At 64.2% G+C, this 16,654-nt stretch carries 9 protein-coding genes; 5 read left to right on the forward strand and 4 right to left on the reverse strand.

What is annotated here, in order from left to right; all coding sequences use genetic code 11:
- Nucleotides 1-76: 76 nt before the first annotated feature.
- The 3 genes from B5X78_RS17135 to B5X78_RS17145 are packed head-to-tail and all read left to right on the forward strand — an operon-like array spanning nucleotide 77 to nucleotide 7,799.
- Nucleotides 77-1,150 (forward strand): efflux RND transporter periplasmic adaptor subunit, encoded by a 1,074-nt coding sequence (locus tag B5X78_RS17135; RefSeq protein WP_079725966.1) that lies wholly within the window; start codon nucleotides 77-79, stop codon nucleotides 1,148-1,150.
- Nucleotides 1,150-4,677: an efflux RND transporter permease subunit gene (locus B5X78_RS17140; protein ID WP_079725967.1), complete on the forward strand. Its 3,528-nt coding sequence runs from the start codon at nucleotides 1,150-1,152 to the stop codon at nucleotides 4,675-4,677. Before B5X78_RS17135 ends, B5X78_RS17140 begins: the two co-directional genes overlap by 1 nt.
- Nucleotides 4,674-7,799, forward strand: a complete 3,126-nt coding sequence (locus B5X78_RS17145; protein ID WP_079725968.1) for an efflux RND transporter permease subunit — start codon at nucleotides 4,674-4,676, stop codon at nucleotides 7,797-7,799. Before B5X78_RS17140 ends, B5X78_RS17145 begins: the two co-directional genes overlap by 4 nt.
- Nucleotides 7,800-7,864: 65 nt before the next feature.
- Here the strand turns inward: B5X78_RS17145 and B5X78_RS18530 are convergent, their stop codons facing one another.
- Nucleotides 7,865-8,167: a hypothetical protein gene (locus tag B5X78_RS18530; protein WP_139381613.1), complete on the reverse strand. Its 303-nt coding sequence runs from the start codon at nucleotides 8,165-8,167 to the stop codon at nucleotides 7,865-7,867.
- A 392-nt stretch (nucleotides 8,168-8,559) separates the two neighbouring features.
- Between B5X78_RS18530 and B5X78_RS18680 the strand changes: the two genes are divergently transcribed.
- Nucleotides 8,560-12,495, forward strand: a complete 3,936-nt coding sequence (locus B5X78_RS18680) for an RHS repeat domain-containing protein (protein ID WP_176140897.1) — start codon at nucleotides 8,560-8,562, stop codon at nucleotides 12,493-12,495.
- A complete protein-coding gene (locus B5X78_RS17150) occupies nucleotides 12,377-13,420 on the forward strand; it encodes an RHS repeat-associated core domain-containing protein (RefSeq protein WP_176140898.1) in 1,044 nt (347 codons plus the stop codon). Before B5X78_RS18680 ends, B5X78_RS17150 begins: the two co-directional genes overlap by 119 nt.
- A gap of 545 nt (nucleotides 13,421-13,965) precedes the next feature.
- Here the strand turns inward: B5X78_RS17150 and B5X78_RS17155 are convergent.
- Genes B5X78_RS17155 through B5X78_RS17165 form a run of 3 tightly spaced genes read right to left on the reverse strand, consistent with a single transcriptional unit; the run spans nucleotide 13,966 to nucleotide 16,640 of the window.
- A complete protein-coding gene (locus B5X78_RS17155) occupies nucleotides 13,966-15,219 on the reverse strand; it encodes a TraB/GumN family protein (RefSeq protein ID WP_079725970.1) in 1,254 nt (417 codons plus the stop codon).
- Nucleotides 15,212-15,784 (reverse strand): GNAT family N-acetyltransferase, encoded by a 573-nt coding sequence (locus tag B5X78_RS17160; protein WP_425478740.1) that lies wholly within the window; start codon nucleotides 15,782-15,784, stop codon nucleotides 15,212-15,214. The genes B5X78_RS17155 and B5X78_RS17160 overlap by 8 nt, the downstream gene beginning before the upstream one ends.
- A complete protein-coding gene (locus B5X78_RS17165) occupies nucleotides 15,753-16,640 on the reverse strand; it encodes a carbon-nitrogen hydrolase (protein ID WP_079725972.1) in 888 nt (295 codons plus the stop codon). Before B5X78_RS17165 ends, B5X78_RS17160 begins: the two co-directional genes overlap by 32 nt.
- Nucleotides 16,641-16,654: the final 14 nt, after the last annotated feature.

Here is a 16,654-nt window from a genome sequence, read left to right on the forward strand (position 1 = left end):
ACCACCCATGTCCCGAGCCCACCCACAATCCGGTCGCACCTACCTGCGCCTAGCGCTCTTGCCCGCCCTGTGCGGCATGTTGGTCCTGTCCGCCTGCAAGGGCGGTGGCCCGGCCGAAGAGGCCAAGGCCAGCAATGGCGAAGCGGCCGCCAAGGAAGTCGACGCCGTGCCGGTCGAGGCCGTCAAGGCCAGCCGTCGCCCGGTGGCGGCCAGCTACACCGGCACTGCCGCGCTGGAACCGCGTGGCGAAGCCCAGGTGGTGGCCAAGACCTCGGGCGTGGCGCTCAACGTGATGGTCGAGGAAGGCCAGCACGTCAGCGCCGGCCAGCCGCTGGTGCGGCTGGATCCGGATCGCGCGCGCCTGAGCCTGGCGCAGACCGAAGCGACCATGCGCAAGCTGGAAAACAACTATCGCCGCGCCACCCAGCTGGTGGGCCAGCAGATGGTCAGCGCCAATGAAGTGGACCAGATCAAGTACGACCTGGAAAACGCCCGCGCGCAATACAACATGATGAAGCTGGAACTGTCGTACACCACGGTGGTGGCGCCGATTTCCGGCGTGATCGCCTCGCGTTCGATCAAGACCGGCAACTTCGTCCAGATCAACACGCCGATCTTCCGCATCGTCGACAACTCGCAGCTGGAAGCCACGCTGAGCGTGCCCGAGCGTGAACTGTCCACGCTCAAGGCCGGCCAGCCGGTGGTGATGCGCGTCGACGCACTGCCGGGCAAGACCTTTGAAGGCAAGGTGGATCGCGTGGCGCCGGTAGTGGATTCCGGCAGCGGCACCTTCCGCGTGATCACCGCCTTCACCGATGGCGGCATTCTGCAGCCCGGCATGTTCGGCCGCATCCGCATCGACTACGACCAGCGCGCCGATGCCCTGGTGGTGCCGCGCGTGGCGTTGCTCGATGACGGCGACCCGGCGGTGTTCGTGGTGCGCGAAGGCAAGGCCACCCGGGTGCCGGTCAAGCTGGGTTACGCCGACGGCGAATGGCTGGAAATCCGCGAAGGCCTGAAGGTCGGCGACCGCGTGGTCACCGCCGGCAAGGTCGCGCTGCGTGACGGCACCGCCGTGCAGGTGATTGGCGATCCGCAACCCAAGGCCGTGGCCAAGGCCGGTGACGACAAGAAAGAAGGCAAGCGCTGATGAGCCACCCTGACCACGACCCCCACGCGCTGCCCTCGGGCAGCGCTTCGGGCGGCGGGCTGGTGGAATTCGCCACGCGCCGCCGCGTCACCATCATGATGATCACCTTGACGATGGTGCTGTTCGGCATCATCGCGCTGACCAGCCTCAAGGTGAACCTGCTGCCGGACCTGAGCTATCCCACGCTCACCGTGCGCACCGAATACACCGGCGCCGCGCCATCGGAAATCGAGACCCTGATCTCCGAGCCGGTGGAAGAAGCGCTCGGCGTGGTCAAGAACCTGCGCAAGCTTAAGTCGGTCTCGCGTACCGGCCAGAGCGACGTGGTGCTGGAGTTCGCCTGGGGCACGGACATGGACCAGGCCAGCCTGGAAGTCCGCGACAAGATGGAAGTGCTGCAGCTGCCGTTGGAAGCCAAGCCGCCGGTGCTGTTGCGCTTCAATCCTTCCACCGAGCCGATCATCCGCCTGGCGCTGTCACCCAAGGACGCGGCCAAGACCGATGCGGATGCGATTCGCCAGTTGATTGAACTGCGTCGCTACGCCGACGACGATCTGAAAAAGAAACTCGAGCCGGTCGAAGGCGTGGCCGCGGTCAAGGTCGGCGGCGGTCTGGAAGACGAAATCCAGGTCGACATCGATCAGCAGCGCCTGGCGCAGTTGAACCTGCCCATCGACACCGTCATCCAGCGTCTGCAGCAGGAGAACATCAACATCTCCGGCGGTCGCCTGGAAGAAGGTTCGCAGCGCTACCTGGTGCGCACCGTCAACCAGTTCGCCGACGTCAACGAAATCCGCGAGATGCTGGTCAACGCCCAGAGCGGCGGTGGCGACAGCGCCGCGCAGTCGGCGGCGGCACAGATGGCGGCGATTGCCGCGTCCACCGGTTCGGCCGAAGCCATGGCCGCTGCGGCGTCCGTGCAGAGCGCCTCGTCCGGTTCCAGCGCCGCGATTGCCGGCGGCATGGCCGTGCGCCTGAAAGACGTGGCCGACGTGCGCCAGGGCTTCAAGGAGCGCGAGTCGATCATCCGCCTGGGCGGCAAGGAAGCGGTGGAACTGGCGATCTACAAGGAAGGCGACGCCAACACCGTCTCCACCGCCGAAGCGCTGAAGAAGCGCCTGGAAGCACTCAAGGATCAGATTCCGCCGACGGTGGAAGTGACCACGATTGAAGACCAGTCGATCTTCATCGAACACGCCATTGCCGACGTCAAGAAAGATGCGGTCATCGGTGGCCTGCTGGCCATCCTGATCATCTTCCTGTTCCTGCGCGATGGCTGGAGCACCTTCGTCATCAGCCTGTCGCTGCCGGTGTCGATCATCGCCACGTTCTTCTTCATGAGCCAGTTCGGCCTGAGCTTGAACGTGATGTCGCTGGGCGGCCTGGCGCTGGCCACCGGCCTGGTGGTGGATGACTCGATCGTGGTGCTGGAAAGCATCGCCAAGGCGCGCGAACGCGGCCTGGGCATCGTGCAGGCGGCCATCGCCGGCACCCGCGAAGTGAGCATGGCGGTGGTGGCCTCCACCCTGACCACGATTGCGGTGTTCCTGCCGCTGATCTTCGTCGAAGGCATCGCCGGCCAGCTGTTCCGTGATCAGGCCATGACCGTGGCCATCGCCATCGCGATCTCGCTGATCGTGGCGATGACCCTGATCCCGATGTTGAGCTCGTTCAAGGGCCGCGCGCCGTTGGCGTTCCCGGAAGAGCCGGCGCATCCGCGCTGGCAGCCGACCAGCAAGCTGCAGAAGCCGGTCGCGGCCGTGGGCCATGCCAGCGGTGCGGTGACGCGCGGCAGCTTCTTCGGTATCGCCTGGGTGGTGGTCAAGATCTGGCGCGGCCTGGTGGCCGTGATCGGCCCGGTGATGCGCAAGCTCAGCGACCTGTCGATGAAGCCTTACCACTGGCTGGAAGCGGCCTATCTGCGCCTGCTGCCCAAGTCGCTGATGCGTCCGTGGCTGGTGCTGGGCTTTGCGGCGGCGGCCTTTGCCGCCACCCTGGCCATCGTGCCGTTCCTGGGTGCGGATCTGATTCCGCAGCTGGCCCAGGATCGCTTCGAGATGACGGTCAAGCTGCCGCCCGGCACGCCGCTGAAAGACACCGATGCGCTGGTGCGCGAGCTGCAGGAAAAGCACGGCAAGGATGAAGGCATCCACGCCATGTACGGCGTCAGTGGCGCCGGTACCCGCCTGGACGCCAGCCCGACCGAGAGCGGCGAGAACATCGGCAAGCTCAGCATCGTGATGGCCAACGGCGGCAACGAGAAGATCGAAGCCGCCGAGACCGAGCGCCTGCGCCAGACCATGAAGGCGCACCCGGGCGCGCAGGTCGACTTCGCCCGTCCCGAGCTCTTCAGCTTCTCCACGCCGCTGGAAGTGGAACTGCGTGGCCAGGATCTGGCCAGCATCGAACAGGCTGGCCGCAAGCTGGCGGCGATGATGCGCAATAACCCGCACTACGCCGACGTCAAGTCGACGGTGGAAGAGGGCTTCCCGGAAATCCAGATCCGCTTCGATCAGGAACGCGCCGGTGCACTCGGCCTGACCACCCGCCAGATTGCCGATGTGGTGGTCAAGAAGGTGCGCGGTGAAGTGGCCACACGTTACAGCTTCCGCGATCGCAAGATCGACGTGCTGGTGCGCGCGCAGGAGACCGACCGCGACAGCATCGAGAGCATCCGTCGCCTGATCGTCAATCCCGGCAGCACCCGTCCGGTGACGCTGGACTCGGTGGCCGAAGTCGTGGCCACCACCGGTCCCAGCGAAATCCACCGCACCGATCAAATCCGCGTGGCCATCATCTCGGCCAACCTGCGCGATATCGATCTGGGCGGTGCGGTGCGCGAAGTGCAGCAGATGGTGGCCAATGATCCGATTGGCGCCGGCGTCGGCATGCACATCGGCGGCCAGGGCGAGGAGCTGGCCGAGGCGGTCAAGTCGCTGCTGTTCGCCTTTGCGCTGGCGGTGTTCCTGGTCTACCTGGTGATGGCTTCGCAGTTCGAATCGCTGCTGCATCCCTTCGTCATCCTGTTCACCATCCCGCTGGCGCTGGTCGGCGCGGTGCTGGCGCTCACGCTGACCCGCTCGCCGATTTCGGTGGTGGTGTTCATCGGCTTGATCCTGCTGGTGGGCCTGGTGGTGAAGAACGCCATCATCCTGATCGACAAGGTCAACCAGCTGCGCGAAGAAGGCGTGGCCAAGCGCGAAGCGCTGGTGGAAGGCGCGCGCTCGCGACTGCGTCCGATCGTGATGACCACGCTGTGCACCCTGTTCGGCTTCCTGCCGCTGGCCGCTGCGCCGCTGTTCGGCAGCCCGGGTGCGGAAGTGCGCTCGCCGATGGCGATCACGGTGATTGGCGGCCTGCTGGTCTCCACGCTGCTGACCCTGCTGGTGATTCCGGTGGTGTATGACCTGATGGACCGCCGCGCGGACGAGTACTACCGCGAACGCGGCCGGCGCAACCGCGCCGCGGCGCATGGCATCGATGGCGAGCAGGACGCAGGCGGCGAGGCCGCACCGGAGCAGGCATGAGCGTCGCAGAGTTCAGCATCAAGCGGCCCGTCACGGCGATCATGTTCTTCATATCGCTGGTGGTGATCGGCACGATCGCCGCCGTGCGCTTGCCGCTGGAAGCGTTCCCCGACGTCTCGCCGCCTTTCATCATGGTGCAGTTGCCGTACACCGGCTCCACCCCGGAAGAGGTGGAGCGCACGGTGCTGCGGCCGGTGGAAGAAGCGCTGTCGACCATGACCGGCATCAAGCGCATGGACGCCAGCGCCCGTGCGGACGGCGCCAACATCTTCATCCAGTTCTCGGACTGGAACCGCGACGTGGCCATCGCCGCTTCGGAAGCGCGCGAGCGCATCGATGCGATCCGCGATGACTTGCCGGACGACATGCAGCGCTACTTCGTCTTCAAGTTTTCCACTACCGACGAACCCGTATTGCGCGTACGCCTGGCCAGCAAGCAGGACCTGACCGGCGCGTACGACATGATCGACCGCGAGTTCAAGCGGCGGCTGGAGCGCATCCCGGGCGTGGCACGGGTGGAAGTGTCGGGTGCACCTGCCAACGAAGTGGAAATCGCGATTGACCCGGACCGCCTGACCGCGCACAACCTGGGCTTGAACGAGCTGACCACGCGCCTGCAATCGGCCAACTTCTCGGTCTCGGCCGGGCAGATCCTGGACGGCGGTCGTCGACTGCGCGTGCAGCCGGTCGGCGAGATGACCGATCTGGAACAGCTGCGCGGGCTGGTGCTCAACAACAGCGGCCTGCGCCTGGGCGACATCGCCGATGTGCGGCTCAAGCCGGCGCGGATGGACTACGCGCGCCGCCTGGATGGCCGCGCGGCGGTGGGCCTGGACATCTTCAAGGAACGCAACGCCAACCTGGTGGATGTGTCCAGCGCCGCGTTGAAGGAAGTCAACGCCATCAAGGAGAACCCGGCGCTGGAAGACGTGCAGATCCTGGTGATGGACAACCAGGGCGACAACGTCACCTCCTCGCTGCTGAGCCTGGCCGAAGCCGGCGGCATCGGCCTGGTGTTGTCGATCGCGGTGCTGTTCTTCTTCCTGCGCCACTGGCCGTCGACGCTGATGGTGACCCTGGCCATCCCGATCTGCTTCGTGATGACCCTGGGTTTCATGTACTTCACCGGCGTCACCCTCAACATCCTCAGCATGATGGGCCTGCTGCTGGCGGTGGGCATGCTGGTGGACAACGCCGTGGTGGTGGTGGAGAGCATCTACCAGGAACGCGAGCGCATGCCGGATCAGCCCATCTGGGCCTCGATCATCGGCACCCGTCATGTGGCCATCGCGCTGTCGGCCGGTACGCTGTGCCACTGCATCGTGTTCGTGCCCACCATGTTCGGTGAGCGCAACATGCTGAGCATCTTCCTGTCGCAGATCGCCATCACCATCTCGGTGTCGCTGCTGGCCTCGTGGCTGGTGGCGGTGAGCCTGATCCCGATGTTGTCCGCACGCATGAAGACCCCACCGGCTGTGGCCAAGCCGGACGGCCTGATTCCGCGCCTGCAGAAGAACTACGCGCGGCTGCTGCGCTGGACGCTGGCGCACCGTGGCTGGAGCGTCACCGGCATCCTGCTGGTGATCGTGGTCAGCCTGGTGGTGCCGGCGCGCGGCATGAAGATGAACATGTTCGGCGGCGAAGACGTCGGCGAGACCCGCGTGTACTACCAGTGGAAGGGCGCCTACACCAAGGACCAGATGTCCGAGGAAGTGGCCAAGGTCGAGAAGTACCTGGAAGCCAACCGCAAGCGTTACAAGATCACCCAGATCTATTCGTTCTTCAGCGAGCAGGGCTGGGGTGGCACCAACGTCAAGTTCGACACCACCGACACCGAGGAAAGCAAGAAGCTGGTGGAGGAGATGCGCAAGGAGCTGCCCAAGTCGGCGCGCGCCAACATCGGCATCGGCAACGAAGGCGGGCCGGGCGGTGGCGGCGGCGGACAGGGCCAGCAGAGCGTTTCGGTGCAGCTGGTAGGCGACTCCACGCAGACCTTGAACGAGCTGGCCAAGGACGTGGTGCCGATTCTGGCCAAGCGCAAGGAACTGACCGACGTGCGCGTCAATGCCGGCGATCAGAACAGCGAGCTGGCGGTGCGGGTGGATCGCGAGCGGGCCTTGTCGTTCGGCTTCAGCGCGCAGGAAGTGGGTCGCTTTGTCGAACTGGCCCTGCGTGGTGCGCCGCTGCGCGAGTTCCGTCGGGGTGAGACCGAGGTGCCGGTGTGGATTCGTTTCGCCGGCGCGGAGAAGTATGGTTCGGCGGATCTGGAAGCCTTCAACGTGCGTGCCCCGGATGGCCGTACCGTGCCGCTGTTGAGCATGGTTGATGTCTCGGTCAAGCCGGCGGCGACCGAAGTGCAGCGCGCCAACCGCCAGACCACCTTGACGATCCAGGCCAACCTGGCCGACAAGGTGGACATGCCGACCGCGCGCAAGGCGATGGAAGACACGCTGAAGACGGTTGCCTACCCGGCGGGCTACAGCTACAGCTTCGAGGGCGGCAGTTTCGAAGAGGATGAGGAAGCCAGCAAGCAGATGATGTTCAATCTGCTGATCGCGCTGGTGATGATCTACGTGGTGATGGCGGCGGTGTTCGAGTCGCTGCTGTTCCCGGCGGCGATCATGAGCGGCGTGCTGTTCTCGGTGCTGGGTGTGTTCTGGCTGTTCTACCTGACCGGCACCGAGTTCAACATCATGGCCTTCATCGGCATCCTGGTCCTGATGGGCGTGGTGGTGAACAACGGCATCGTGCTGGTGGAGCACATCAACAATCTGCGACGGCGCGGCATGAGCCGCACCGAGGCCTTGGTGGAAGGCAGCCGTGAGCGTCTGCGTCCCATCCTGATGACCATGGGCACGGCGATCCTGGCGATGGTGCCGATTGCCATGAGCACCACGCAGATGGCCGGCGACGGCCCGCCGTACTTCCCGATGGCGCGCGCGATTGCCGGTGGCCTGGCCTTCTCGACCGTGGTGAGCCTGCTGTTCCTGCCGACCATCTACGCAATCCTGGATGACATGCGTAATGGCACCAGCCGGGCGATTCGCCGGGCGCGGGGCAAGGCGGTGGAGCCGCTGACCAGTGCGCCGACGGCGAGCTTGACGGCGCTGAAGGTGGATTGAGGTTGCAGGTGGGTGTGATGAGGAAGGGCCGGGCATTGCCGGCCCTTCTTCGTTGTGGGCTGGCATCAGGCAGCCAGCGGGTCTTCCGTTGCCTCCAGGGCTTGCGCCAGTTGGGTGCTCAGCAGATTGAGGCAGCCGCTCCATTGCTCGGGCGCGATGATCGGATCGTCATTGCGCGAGAGCGTCAGCAGGTGCAGCAGGTGCAGGGTTTCCTGCACGGTCCAGAGTTGCTGGCGGGCGTCGTCGGAGAACGGGGCGGGGGTGGGAGGGGCCGGTGGGGCGGGGGGCGAGGGCGGTGCGGGAGGCGGGCTGAAGGCGCCTTCGGTAGCCGGGCGGAGGAGGGTGCTTGTAGGATGGATGCTAGCCATGGTCAGTAATTCCTTTACTGGTTTTGGTTAGCGGGCCGGCTGAGTCGTTACCTCAGACGGTCCGCGCTTTTGTCTCGCAGCTGGGGTGAAGCGGGGCGCTGCGGGACGGGGATGCCCTGTAGCAAAACCTAGAACCTGTTGCGACGAATTGCACCTATATCGCGAAAGAAAATTTGTCGGGGAAGTCCGCGAGTGAGTGTCGGAAATGACGTGGGCAAAATCGGAATGACCCGGGCAGCGCAAATGGCATGTGCGCGATTCTCACGCTTGCTCTCCCGCCACAGTTGACACCGCAACACCTCGCGCGCAACCATCCGCCGCGCTGGCTCAGAACACGGACGAGCCAGGGGGAATTTCAGGGATTCGGCTCATCGAGCTGAAAGGGAGAACACGTGCGAGTCCTGGTTGCCGGCATGCTGCTGGCGGTGGTCACACTGAGCGCGCTTCCGGCGCAGTCGCAAGAACTGTCAGCCGAAGACAAATACCTTCGCCGCCTCAAGGTCAACGATGCCATCGACCCGACGGGCACCTCGTTGTTCGGCGAGCAGGTCAACCTGTACACCGGTGACCTGACGTTCCGTCATACCGATGTGGTGCTGGAAGGCACCGGGCCGACGATTTCGTTGACCCGTGAGCTGGCCTCAGTTCAGACCAGCGAAGCGCGCATGCGCCCGCATTCGATGGGCGACTGGGTGCTGGCCATCCCGCGCATCGAGACATTGACGCAGGGACCGTTGGGTTCGGGCCCGGTCACCAATCCCGGTCAGCAATGGATCGTGGCGCCTTTGAGCAGCGCCGATGCAACCAAACGCTGCACGTTGTTCAACCGCCCGCTGTATACCGGCGGCCTGGACGACCCGGAAGATGCCTGGAACGGCATGGACCTGGTCACCGAGTCCGGCGAGCGACAGAGCTTGTTGCGTCGGGTGGCCAGCAGTCCGTCGGCGCCGACGGTGCAGAACGGCGGCAGTGCCATCGTGTTCAAGGCGCTGACGCTGGGCAACTGGCACATCGGCTGCCTGGCCAATACCAGCAACGGGGAAGACGGCGAAGCCTTCATCGCGGTGGCGCCGGACGGTACGAAGTACTGGCTCAACTACCTCACCGGCGAGCGTGCTTACACGGTGTTCGAGCAGAAGGACGGAGCGAACTTCCGCCAGTTCCGCATGTTCGCCAACATGTACGCCAGCCGGGTCGAAGACCGGTTCGGCAACTTCGTGACCTACAGCTATACCGGCGACCAGCTCACCGCCATCACCGCCAGCGATGGTCGCGCGGTCAGCCTGAGCTGGCGCACCGACGCGCCGGTCATCAGCCAGATTACAGTCAATCCCGGCACGGCCGACCAACGCGTGTGGCAGTACCAGTACAACGTGGCCTCGGCCGAGGTGGTCACGCTGACAGGCGTGGTGTTGCCCGATGGCACGTCGTGGCAGTTCAATCTGGCGGGGGTGGGCGGCCGGGCCGCTACACACCCGGATTTGCACAAATGCGGGCTGCGGACGCTCTCTGCCACCGGTGGCGGCAGCAGTTCAACCATTGCACATCCAAGCGGCGCAACGGGAACATTCGTGTTGGGTAGCCGTTGGCACTCACGCAGCTACGTGCCAACGACTTGCCTGTACCCCAATGGTTTGGCCAGCCCGGGCGTCGAAGGCATACAGACGGTCTTCGGAGGCAATTCGCTGCTGAGTAAAACCATCAGCGGCCCGGGTCTGACCCCGTCCACGTGGAGCTACGCTTACTCGGTCGCGGCCGGCAGCTCCACCAGTGATGCTTGTGCGGCCAGCAGCACCTGCGTGGACACCCGCTGGGTGGATGTCACCGGCCCGGCCGGCGACCGCACGCGCTATACCTACTCCAACCGCTGGGGCGCGCACGAAGGCAAGCTGCTCAAGACCGAGACCTTCCAGGGCGCCAGCACGCTGCTGCGCACCGAGACCTCCACCTATGCCGCCGCCACCGAAGGCCCGTACCCGGCGAAGGTGGGCGAGGTGCTGGCATTGCAGAAGAGCAACTTCACCAAACAGGAAACCTGGACACCGCTCAAGACCGCGGTCACCGCGCAACAGGGCGTGACCTTCAGCCGTGCGACCACCACGTTCGACACACTGTCTCGGCCGTTGACCAACACCCTAAGTAGTTCGCTGGGGTACTCCAAGACCGAGAGCACCGCCTACTCCGACTTCCCCAGCCTGGGCGTGCTGGGCGCGGTGCGCGAGCAGAAGGTCGATGGCACGGTCACCTTCAGTACCACCTTCACCGCCAAGGCGCAGCCGTGGGTGGTGAGCAACTTTGGCAGCGTAGTGCAGACGCTGACCTACCAGGCCGACGGCAACCTGGCCACGGCCAAGGACGCACTCAACAACGTCACCACGCTGTCGAACTGGAAGCGCGGCGTTCCGCAGAACGTCACCTTCGCAGACAACAGTTACCTGACCGCCGAGGTCAACAACAATGGCTGGTTGAAGTGGGTGGAGGACGAAGCCCGCTCGCGCACCTGTTACACCTTCGACGCCATGGGGCGGCTGACCAGCATCACCTACACCTCCGAGTCGGCCACCAACACCTGCAATACCAGCACCTGGGCGGCTACCACACAGAGCTTCGCGCCCAGCGCCATTGGCCGTTATGGCTTGCCGGCAGGCTACTGGATTCAGTACGTGGACACCGGCAAGGGCCGCACCGTTCGCCATTTCGATGCGCTATGGCGTCCGGTGCTGGAAGAGCAGTTCGACAACACTGACAACCCCACCGCCCTGGCGACCCGCAGCATGGTGGTCAAGCGCTATGACGCCGAAGGCCAGCTGGAGTTCCAGTCCTACCCGGTGGCGAGCCTCACGACCATTGGCGATGCCAGCCTGAAGGGCGTGTGGAGCGAGTACGACGCGCTGGGCCGCATCAAGTCCAGCACCCAGGACAGCGAGTTGGGTTTGTTGCCCACGGTCACCGAGTACCTCACCGGCTTCAAGGTCAAGGTCACCAGCCCCAAGCTGCAGAGCACCACCACCAGCTTCATGGCCTTCGATGCGCCGACGCAGGACTGGCCGGTGTTGATGGAGCACCCGGAGTCGGCCTTCACCCACATCACTCGCGACAAGTACGGCAAGCCGACCAAGATCCGCCGCAGCAACAACGTCAGCCCCACTGGCGGCACCCTGGCGGTAGACCGCAGCTACACCTACAACGCCAAGCAGGAGCTGTGCGCCTCCACCGAACCGGAGACCGGCACGACCTTGATGGGCTATGACGCCGCCGGCAACCTGAGCTGGTCGGCCGCGGGCCTGCCTGCCGGCACTGCATGCGATGCCACCGGCACGACATCGGCGGTGGTGCTGCGCAAGGCCGCGCGTACCTACGACGCACGCAATCGCTTGAGCACGCTGACCTTCCCCGATGGCCTGGGCAACCAGGTCTGGACCTATCTGCCCACGGGCAAGCCGGGCGTGTTGACGGCCTACAACGCCGCCAACTATGGCGAGCCGGTGGTGACCACCTACAGCTACAACCGCCGTGGCCTGCTGTACCACGAGCGCCTGGTCACCTCGCTGCTGGACTGGCCCTACGAGTACAAGTACAACGCCAACGGCCATCTCGCCAGCAACAACTGGCACGGCATCGTGGTGGCGTATGCGCCCAACCAGCTGGGCCAGCCGACCCAGGCCGGTTCCTACGCCAGCAACGTGCAGTACTTCCCCAATGGCGCGGTCAAGCAGTTCACTTATGGCAACGGCATCGTCCACACGCTGACCCAGAACGCGCGCCAGCTGCCGGCGCGCAGCGTCGATGGCGCGATGCTCGACCTGAGCTACGCCTACGACAAGAACGCCAACGTGGCCAGCATTACCGATGCCACGGCCGGCGCGCGGCAGTCGCGGACGATGACGTATGACAACCTGGACCGACTGCTCACTGCCAGCGGTCCCAGCTTCGGTGCGGCCACGTATGGCTACGACGTGCTGGACAATCTGAGCGGCGTCAAAGACCGGTGGCATGCACCCGCGCGACCACAGCTACCACTACGACCTGGGCAACCGCCTGGACAGCGTGACGCAAGTGCCCGGCAACGCCATGGTCATCGCCCTGAGCTACGACCCTCAGGGCAACGTGTACAACAAGAACGGCGTGGTGCACAAATTCGACTACGGCAACCGCCTGCGCGAGGTGGAAGGCAAGGGCAGCTACCTGTACGACGCCCACGGCCGGCGCGTGCGCGACACCATCAACGGCGTGGCCGCGCACAGCCAGTACCTGATGAACGGGCAGCTGGCCTTCTCCACCGACTCACGCACGGGCAAGGTCCGAGAGCACATCTACCTGGGCGATGACCCGGTCGCCATCCGCGAGCGCGACGCGCCGACCAATGTCTACACCTACCGCTACCTGCACACCGACGGCCTGGGCTCGGCGCTGGTGGAGACCGATGCCACCCAGGCGGTGCTGGAGCGCAGCGAGTATGAGCCGTATGGCGCGTTGACCAATCGGGCGGACAAGGATGACGTGGGGTACACCGGGCACCGGCAGGATGCCAGTACCGGGCTGACGTATATGCAGCAGCGGTACTATGACTCGGAGGTGGGGAGGTTCTTGAGCGTGGATCCGGTGACGGCTTACAGAAATCCGATAGTGATGTTCAATCGCTATAAATATGCCAACAATAGTCCGTACCGTTTTACTGATCCCGATGGCCGGACGTGTCAGAGCGCAGCTGAAAAATTCAACTGCACAGTTGATTCATACATAGACAAGAAAGGTAATGAAATTCAGCGAGCAGATATGACGAAGGCGCAGCTTAGACGCGTCAAAGCGTTTGAAAAATCCTATACCGATGCTGTAAACACGCTCATGGCAAATCCGCAGAAGTCGGTGACAATCTCGATGCCTGGAGAACCTGGCGCGGATGGCAATCCAGGTGAGCCGGGCAAACAAGCGAGCACTACCGCTGGTGAGGTGGGCAAGGCACTGATAGGAATAAGTATCGTAGCCAACAGTCCTTTGGCAGGCAGTGGAATGGCCACAGGTGGCAATACCACCTATATCGGCTCGCTAGGGCTTTCTGGTGGGGGAACTCTCGTGGGCATCAGAAAGACTAGTAGGGACATGACTCGTCAGGTTGCAATTACCCATGAAGGGATGCATGGCGATGGAACTGGCGTCTCGCCAGCCTTGAGGGGTGATATGCCAATCGGCCCGTGGAACGATGCCCATCAAACGCCTTTGAATGAGGCATCAAGAGAATTGCTGAATCCTTGAAGAATTCAATCTGACAGCGACAACGACTGTGTCTTTCCAAAGAGGTGTTGAAGCCGATGAGATTGCATTTGGTGTTTGCAGGTATGGGGCTGGCCATGATTGGATGTTCCTCATGGCCCAACAAACCTAATCTATGTTTTAGCGATGAGCCTTCTATCAGTCCTACGAGCACTGGCGAGGTGAAGGCAGTCGAATTCGTGAAACGCCGCGTGGGCGCAATGTGTCAGCCAGCTAGTGTCGAGTGCAACCTGCAGTTGCGCCATGGAGATAGCGGCAATATCGAAGTGGTCGTCTCAAGGGCAATGGTGTCAGATGATTCGCCCAGGTGCACGAGGCTAGACGGAGCCTTTGAGACTTACGTGTTCTCAACAGCAGGCGAATATCTAAGGGTAGTCCTTGGGTTGTAACCAGAAGTGGCTCCACGCATTTGATGGAATGATGTCCACTTTGGAAGAGAAGAGGACTTCGAACAAGATCCCGGCGTTCTGCTAAGAAAAAGGGCCGGTATGACCGTCCCTTCCTGCATTGGCAGGGGCGTTTTAACCTCAACCCACCAACTTCCCCAACATCCGCAACCCACCCGTCCACACACCAATCGCCGTACCCAGACTGGTCAGGAAGAAGTTCAGCAGCACGCGGGCCACGCGGTTCTTCCACCAGCCCCGCAAGGTCTGCACGTCATCACGTAGCGCCATGAAGTCCGCATAGGTCGGCTTGCGCAACGTGGCTTCCACCAGCGCACTGACCGTGCCGGATGCCAGCGCCGGATGCAGCGGCGTCAGCGGCGAGGCGATGAACGCGGCCAGGATGCTCAGCGGATGCCCGCCGGCAATCGCGCAACCAATCGCGCCCAGGATGCCGGTGGCCAGCACCCACTGCACGATCAGGTCCGAGCCCACATCCACGCCGCCGCGATAGAAGCCCCACGCAAAGCCACCCAGCACGAAGCTGGTCAGCAGGATGGTGAACCACGGGATGCTGCTCTTCTCCGCCACATGTTCCAGCTCGGCCAGCGTCGCCGCCGGCTCGCCCTGGTCTTCGCGCAGATGCTTGGCCAGGCCGGCGAGATGGCCGGCACCCACCACGGCCAACATGCGATGCGGGCCGCCTGCGGGTGAGGGCAGGGCGCCATGGCCGGCCTGGCGCAGGCGGGTGGCCATGTAGCGATCGCGCTCGGCAATCACGGTCTCGTACAACGCGGGATTGTCCTGCGCGAATTCGCCGAAGCTCGATTCCAGCATGTCGCCTTGCTTGAGTTTCTCGATTTCGTCGTCGCCCACTTCCTCGTCGGCGAACATGCCGGCCAGGATGCCGGCGCTGATCTTGGTGCGGCCCCACCAGCTCAGCCGCTGCAGGGCACGCTTGAAGGTCAGGCCGACTTCGCGATCAATCAGGTGCACCGGCAGGCCGCGTTCGCGTGCGTCGAGCGCGCCGGCTTTCAGTTCGGCGCCGGGCTCCACGTCCAGCTGTTCGGCCAGGCGACGCTGGTACGCGGCCAGCGCCAGGTTGGCGGCGAACAGATGGGTCTTGCCTTCGCGCAGCACCTTGATGAGGTCGAGCTTGGCCAGCGCATCCGGGTCGGTCAGTGATTGCAGGCGCCCGGCGTCCAGTTCCACCGCCACGCTGTCGAACTCGCCGCTGGCAATCGCCGCGCGCACGGCGTCGACGCTGCTGCGCGATACATGCGCGGTGCCGAGCAGGGTGTAGCGCACGCCTTCGCGCTCGACAATCTGGTGCGGCTGCTCAGCCAACGGGGCCTGGGCGGGAAGGTGCGGTGCGTCGGTCATCGGTTCACTCATTGGAAGGTGCGTCGGCATCGCCGGGGCCCAGGGCGCGCTGCATCTGCACCGTGTCCAGCCAGCGGCCGTGCTTGCGGCCCAGGCCGCGGAAGACGCCCACGGTCTGGAAGCCCAGTTTCTCGTGCAGGATCACCGACGCAGCATTGGCCGGTTCGCCGATCACCGCGATCATCTGCCGGTAGCCCTTGGCTTCGCAGGCTTCAATCAAAGCCTGCAGCAGCGCGCGGCCAATGCCCTGGCCCTGGAAATCCGGTTCGATGTAGACGGTGTCTTCCACCGTCCAGCGATAGCCGATGCGGCTGCGGTAACTGCTGGCGTAGGCGTAGCCGGCGAACTGGCCATCCACTTCCGCCACGAGGTAGGGATAACCCGCCGCCATGACATCGCGCATGCGCCTGGCCATCTCGGCTTCGTCGGGGACATCGTATTCGTAGGTGGCCACGCGCTCGCGTACTTCGTAGGCGTACAGCGTGGCAATGGCGGGAATGTCGGCCGGGGTGGCCTCGCGCAGATGCAGGGGCAAGGCGGCGGTCTCAGTCGATATAGCGCTTGAGCAGATCGCCATATGCATCGATGCGGCGATCGCGCAGGAACGGCCAGATGCGGCGCACGTGTTCGCTGCGTTCCATGTCCACTTCAACGCTCAGGATGGTTTCCTCGGTGCCGGCTTCGGCCTGGAATTCACCCTGCGGACCCAGCACATGGCTGTTGCCCCAGAACTGGATGCCGGAAGTGCCCAGCGGCGAAGGCTCATGTCCGACGCGATTGCAGCTGAGCACCGGCAGGCCATTGGCCACGGCGTGGCCGCGATGGCTCAGCACCCAGGCATCGCGCTGGCGGTTTTTCTCGGCGGCTTCGTCATCCGGATCCCAGCCGATGGCGGTGGGATAGAGCAGCACTTCGGCGCCGGCCAACGCCATCAGGCGCGCGGCTTCCGGATACCACTGATCCCAGCACACCAGCACGCCCAGGCGACCGACCGACGTCTGGATCGGGGTGAAGCCGATATCGCCCGGAGTGAAGTAGAACTTTTCGTAGAAGCCCGGATCATCCGGGATATGCATCTTGCGGTACTTGCCGGCGATGTGGCCGTCTTTCTCGAACACCACCGCGGTGTTGTGGTACAGGCCGATGGCGCGGCGCTCGAACAGCGAGCTGACCAGCACCACGCCGTGCTGCTTGGCGAGCTGGCCCAGGCGTTCGGTGCTGGGGCCGGGAATCGGCTCGGCCAGATCGAATTCCTGCACCGACTCGTGCTGGCAGAAGTAGGGACCGTTGTGCAGTTCCTGCAGCAGCACCAGGCGCGCGCCACGCTTGGCGGCCTCGGCGACGCGCGCTTCGATCACGCTCAGGTTGGCGTCGGCATCGCCGTGGTTCTTTTCCTGGATCAGGGCGACGGGCAGGGTCGTCTTGCGGGTCATGGCGGGGGATGTCT

Source organism: Pseudoxanthomonas indica (genome assembly GCF_900167565.1).
Taxonomy (GTDB): Bacteria; Pseudomonadota; Gammaproteobacteria; order Xanthomonadales; family Xanthomonadaceae; genus Pseudoxanthomonas_A; species Pseudoxanthomonas_A indica.

Bases quoted from the DNA above. Each gene is read 5' to 3' on its own strand.
- B5X78_RS17135 (WP_079725966.1), top strand. From the start codon at position 77: ATGTTGGTCCTGTCCGCCTGCAAGGGCGGTGGCCCGGCCGAAGAGGCC.
- B5X78_RS17140 (WP_079725967.1), top strand. From the start codon at position 1,150: ATGAGCCACCCTGACCACGACCCCCACGCGCTGCCCTCGGGCAGCGCT.
- B5X78_RS17145 (WP_079725968.1), top strand. From the start codon at position 4,674: ATGAGCGTCGCAGAGTTCAGCATCAAGCGGCCCGTCACGGCGATCATG.
- B5X78_RS18530 (WP_139381613.1), bottom strand. From the start codon at position 8,167: ATGGCTAGCATCCATCCTACAAGCACCCTCCTCCGCCCGGCTACCGAA.
- B5X78_RS17155 (WP_079725970.1), bottom strand. From the start codon at position 15,219: ATGAGTGAACCGATGACCGACGCACCGCACCTTCCCGCCCAGGCCCCG.
- B5X78_RS17160 (WP_425478740.1), bottom strand. From the start codon at position 15,784: ATGGCGATCTGCTCAAGCGCTATATCGACTGAGACCGCCGCCTTGCCC.
- B5X78_RS17165 (WP_079725972.1), bottom strand. From the start codon at position 16,640: ATGACCCGCAAGACGACCCTGCCCGTCGCCCTGATCCAGGAAAAGAAC.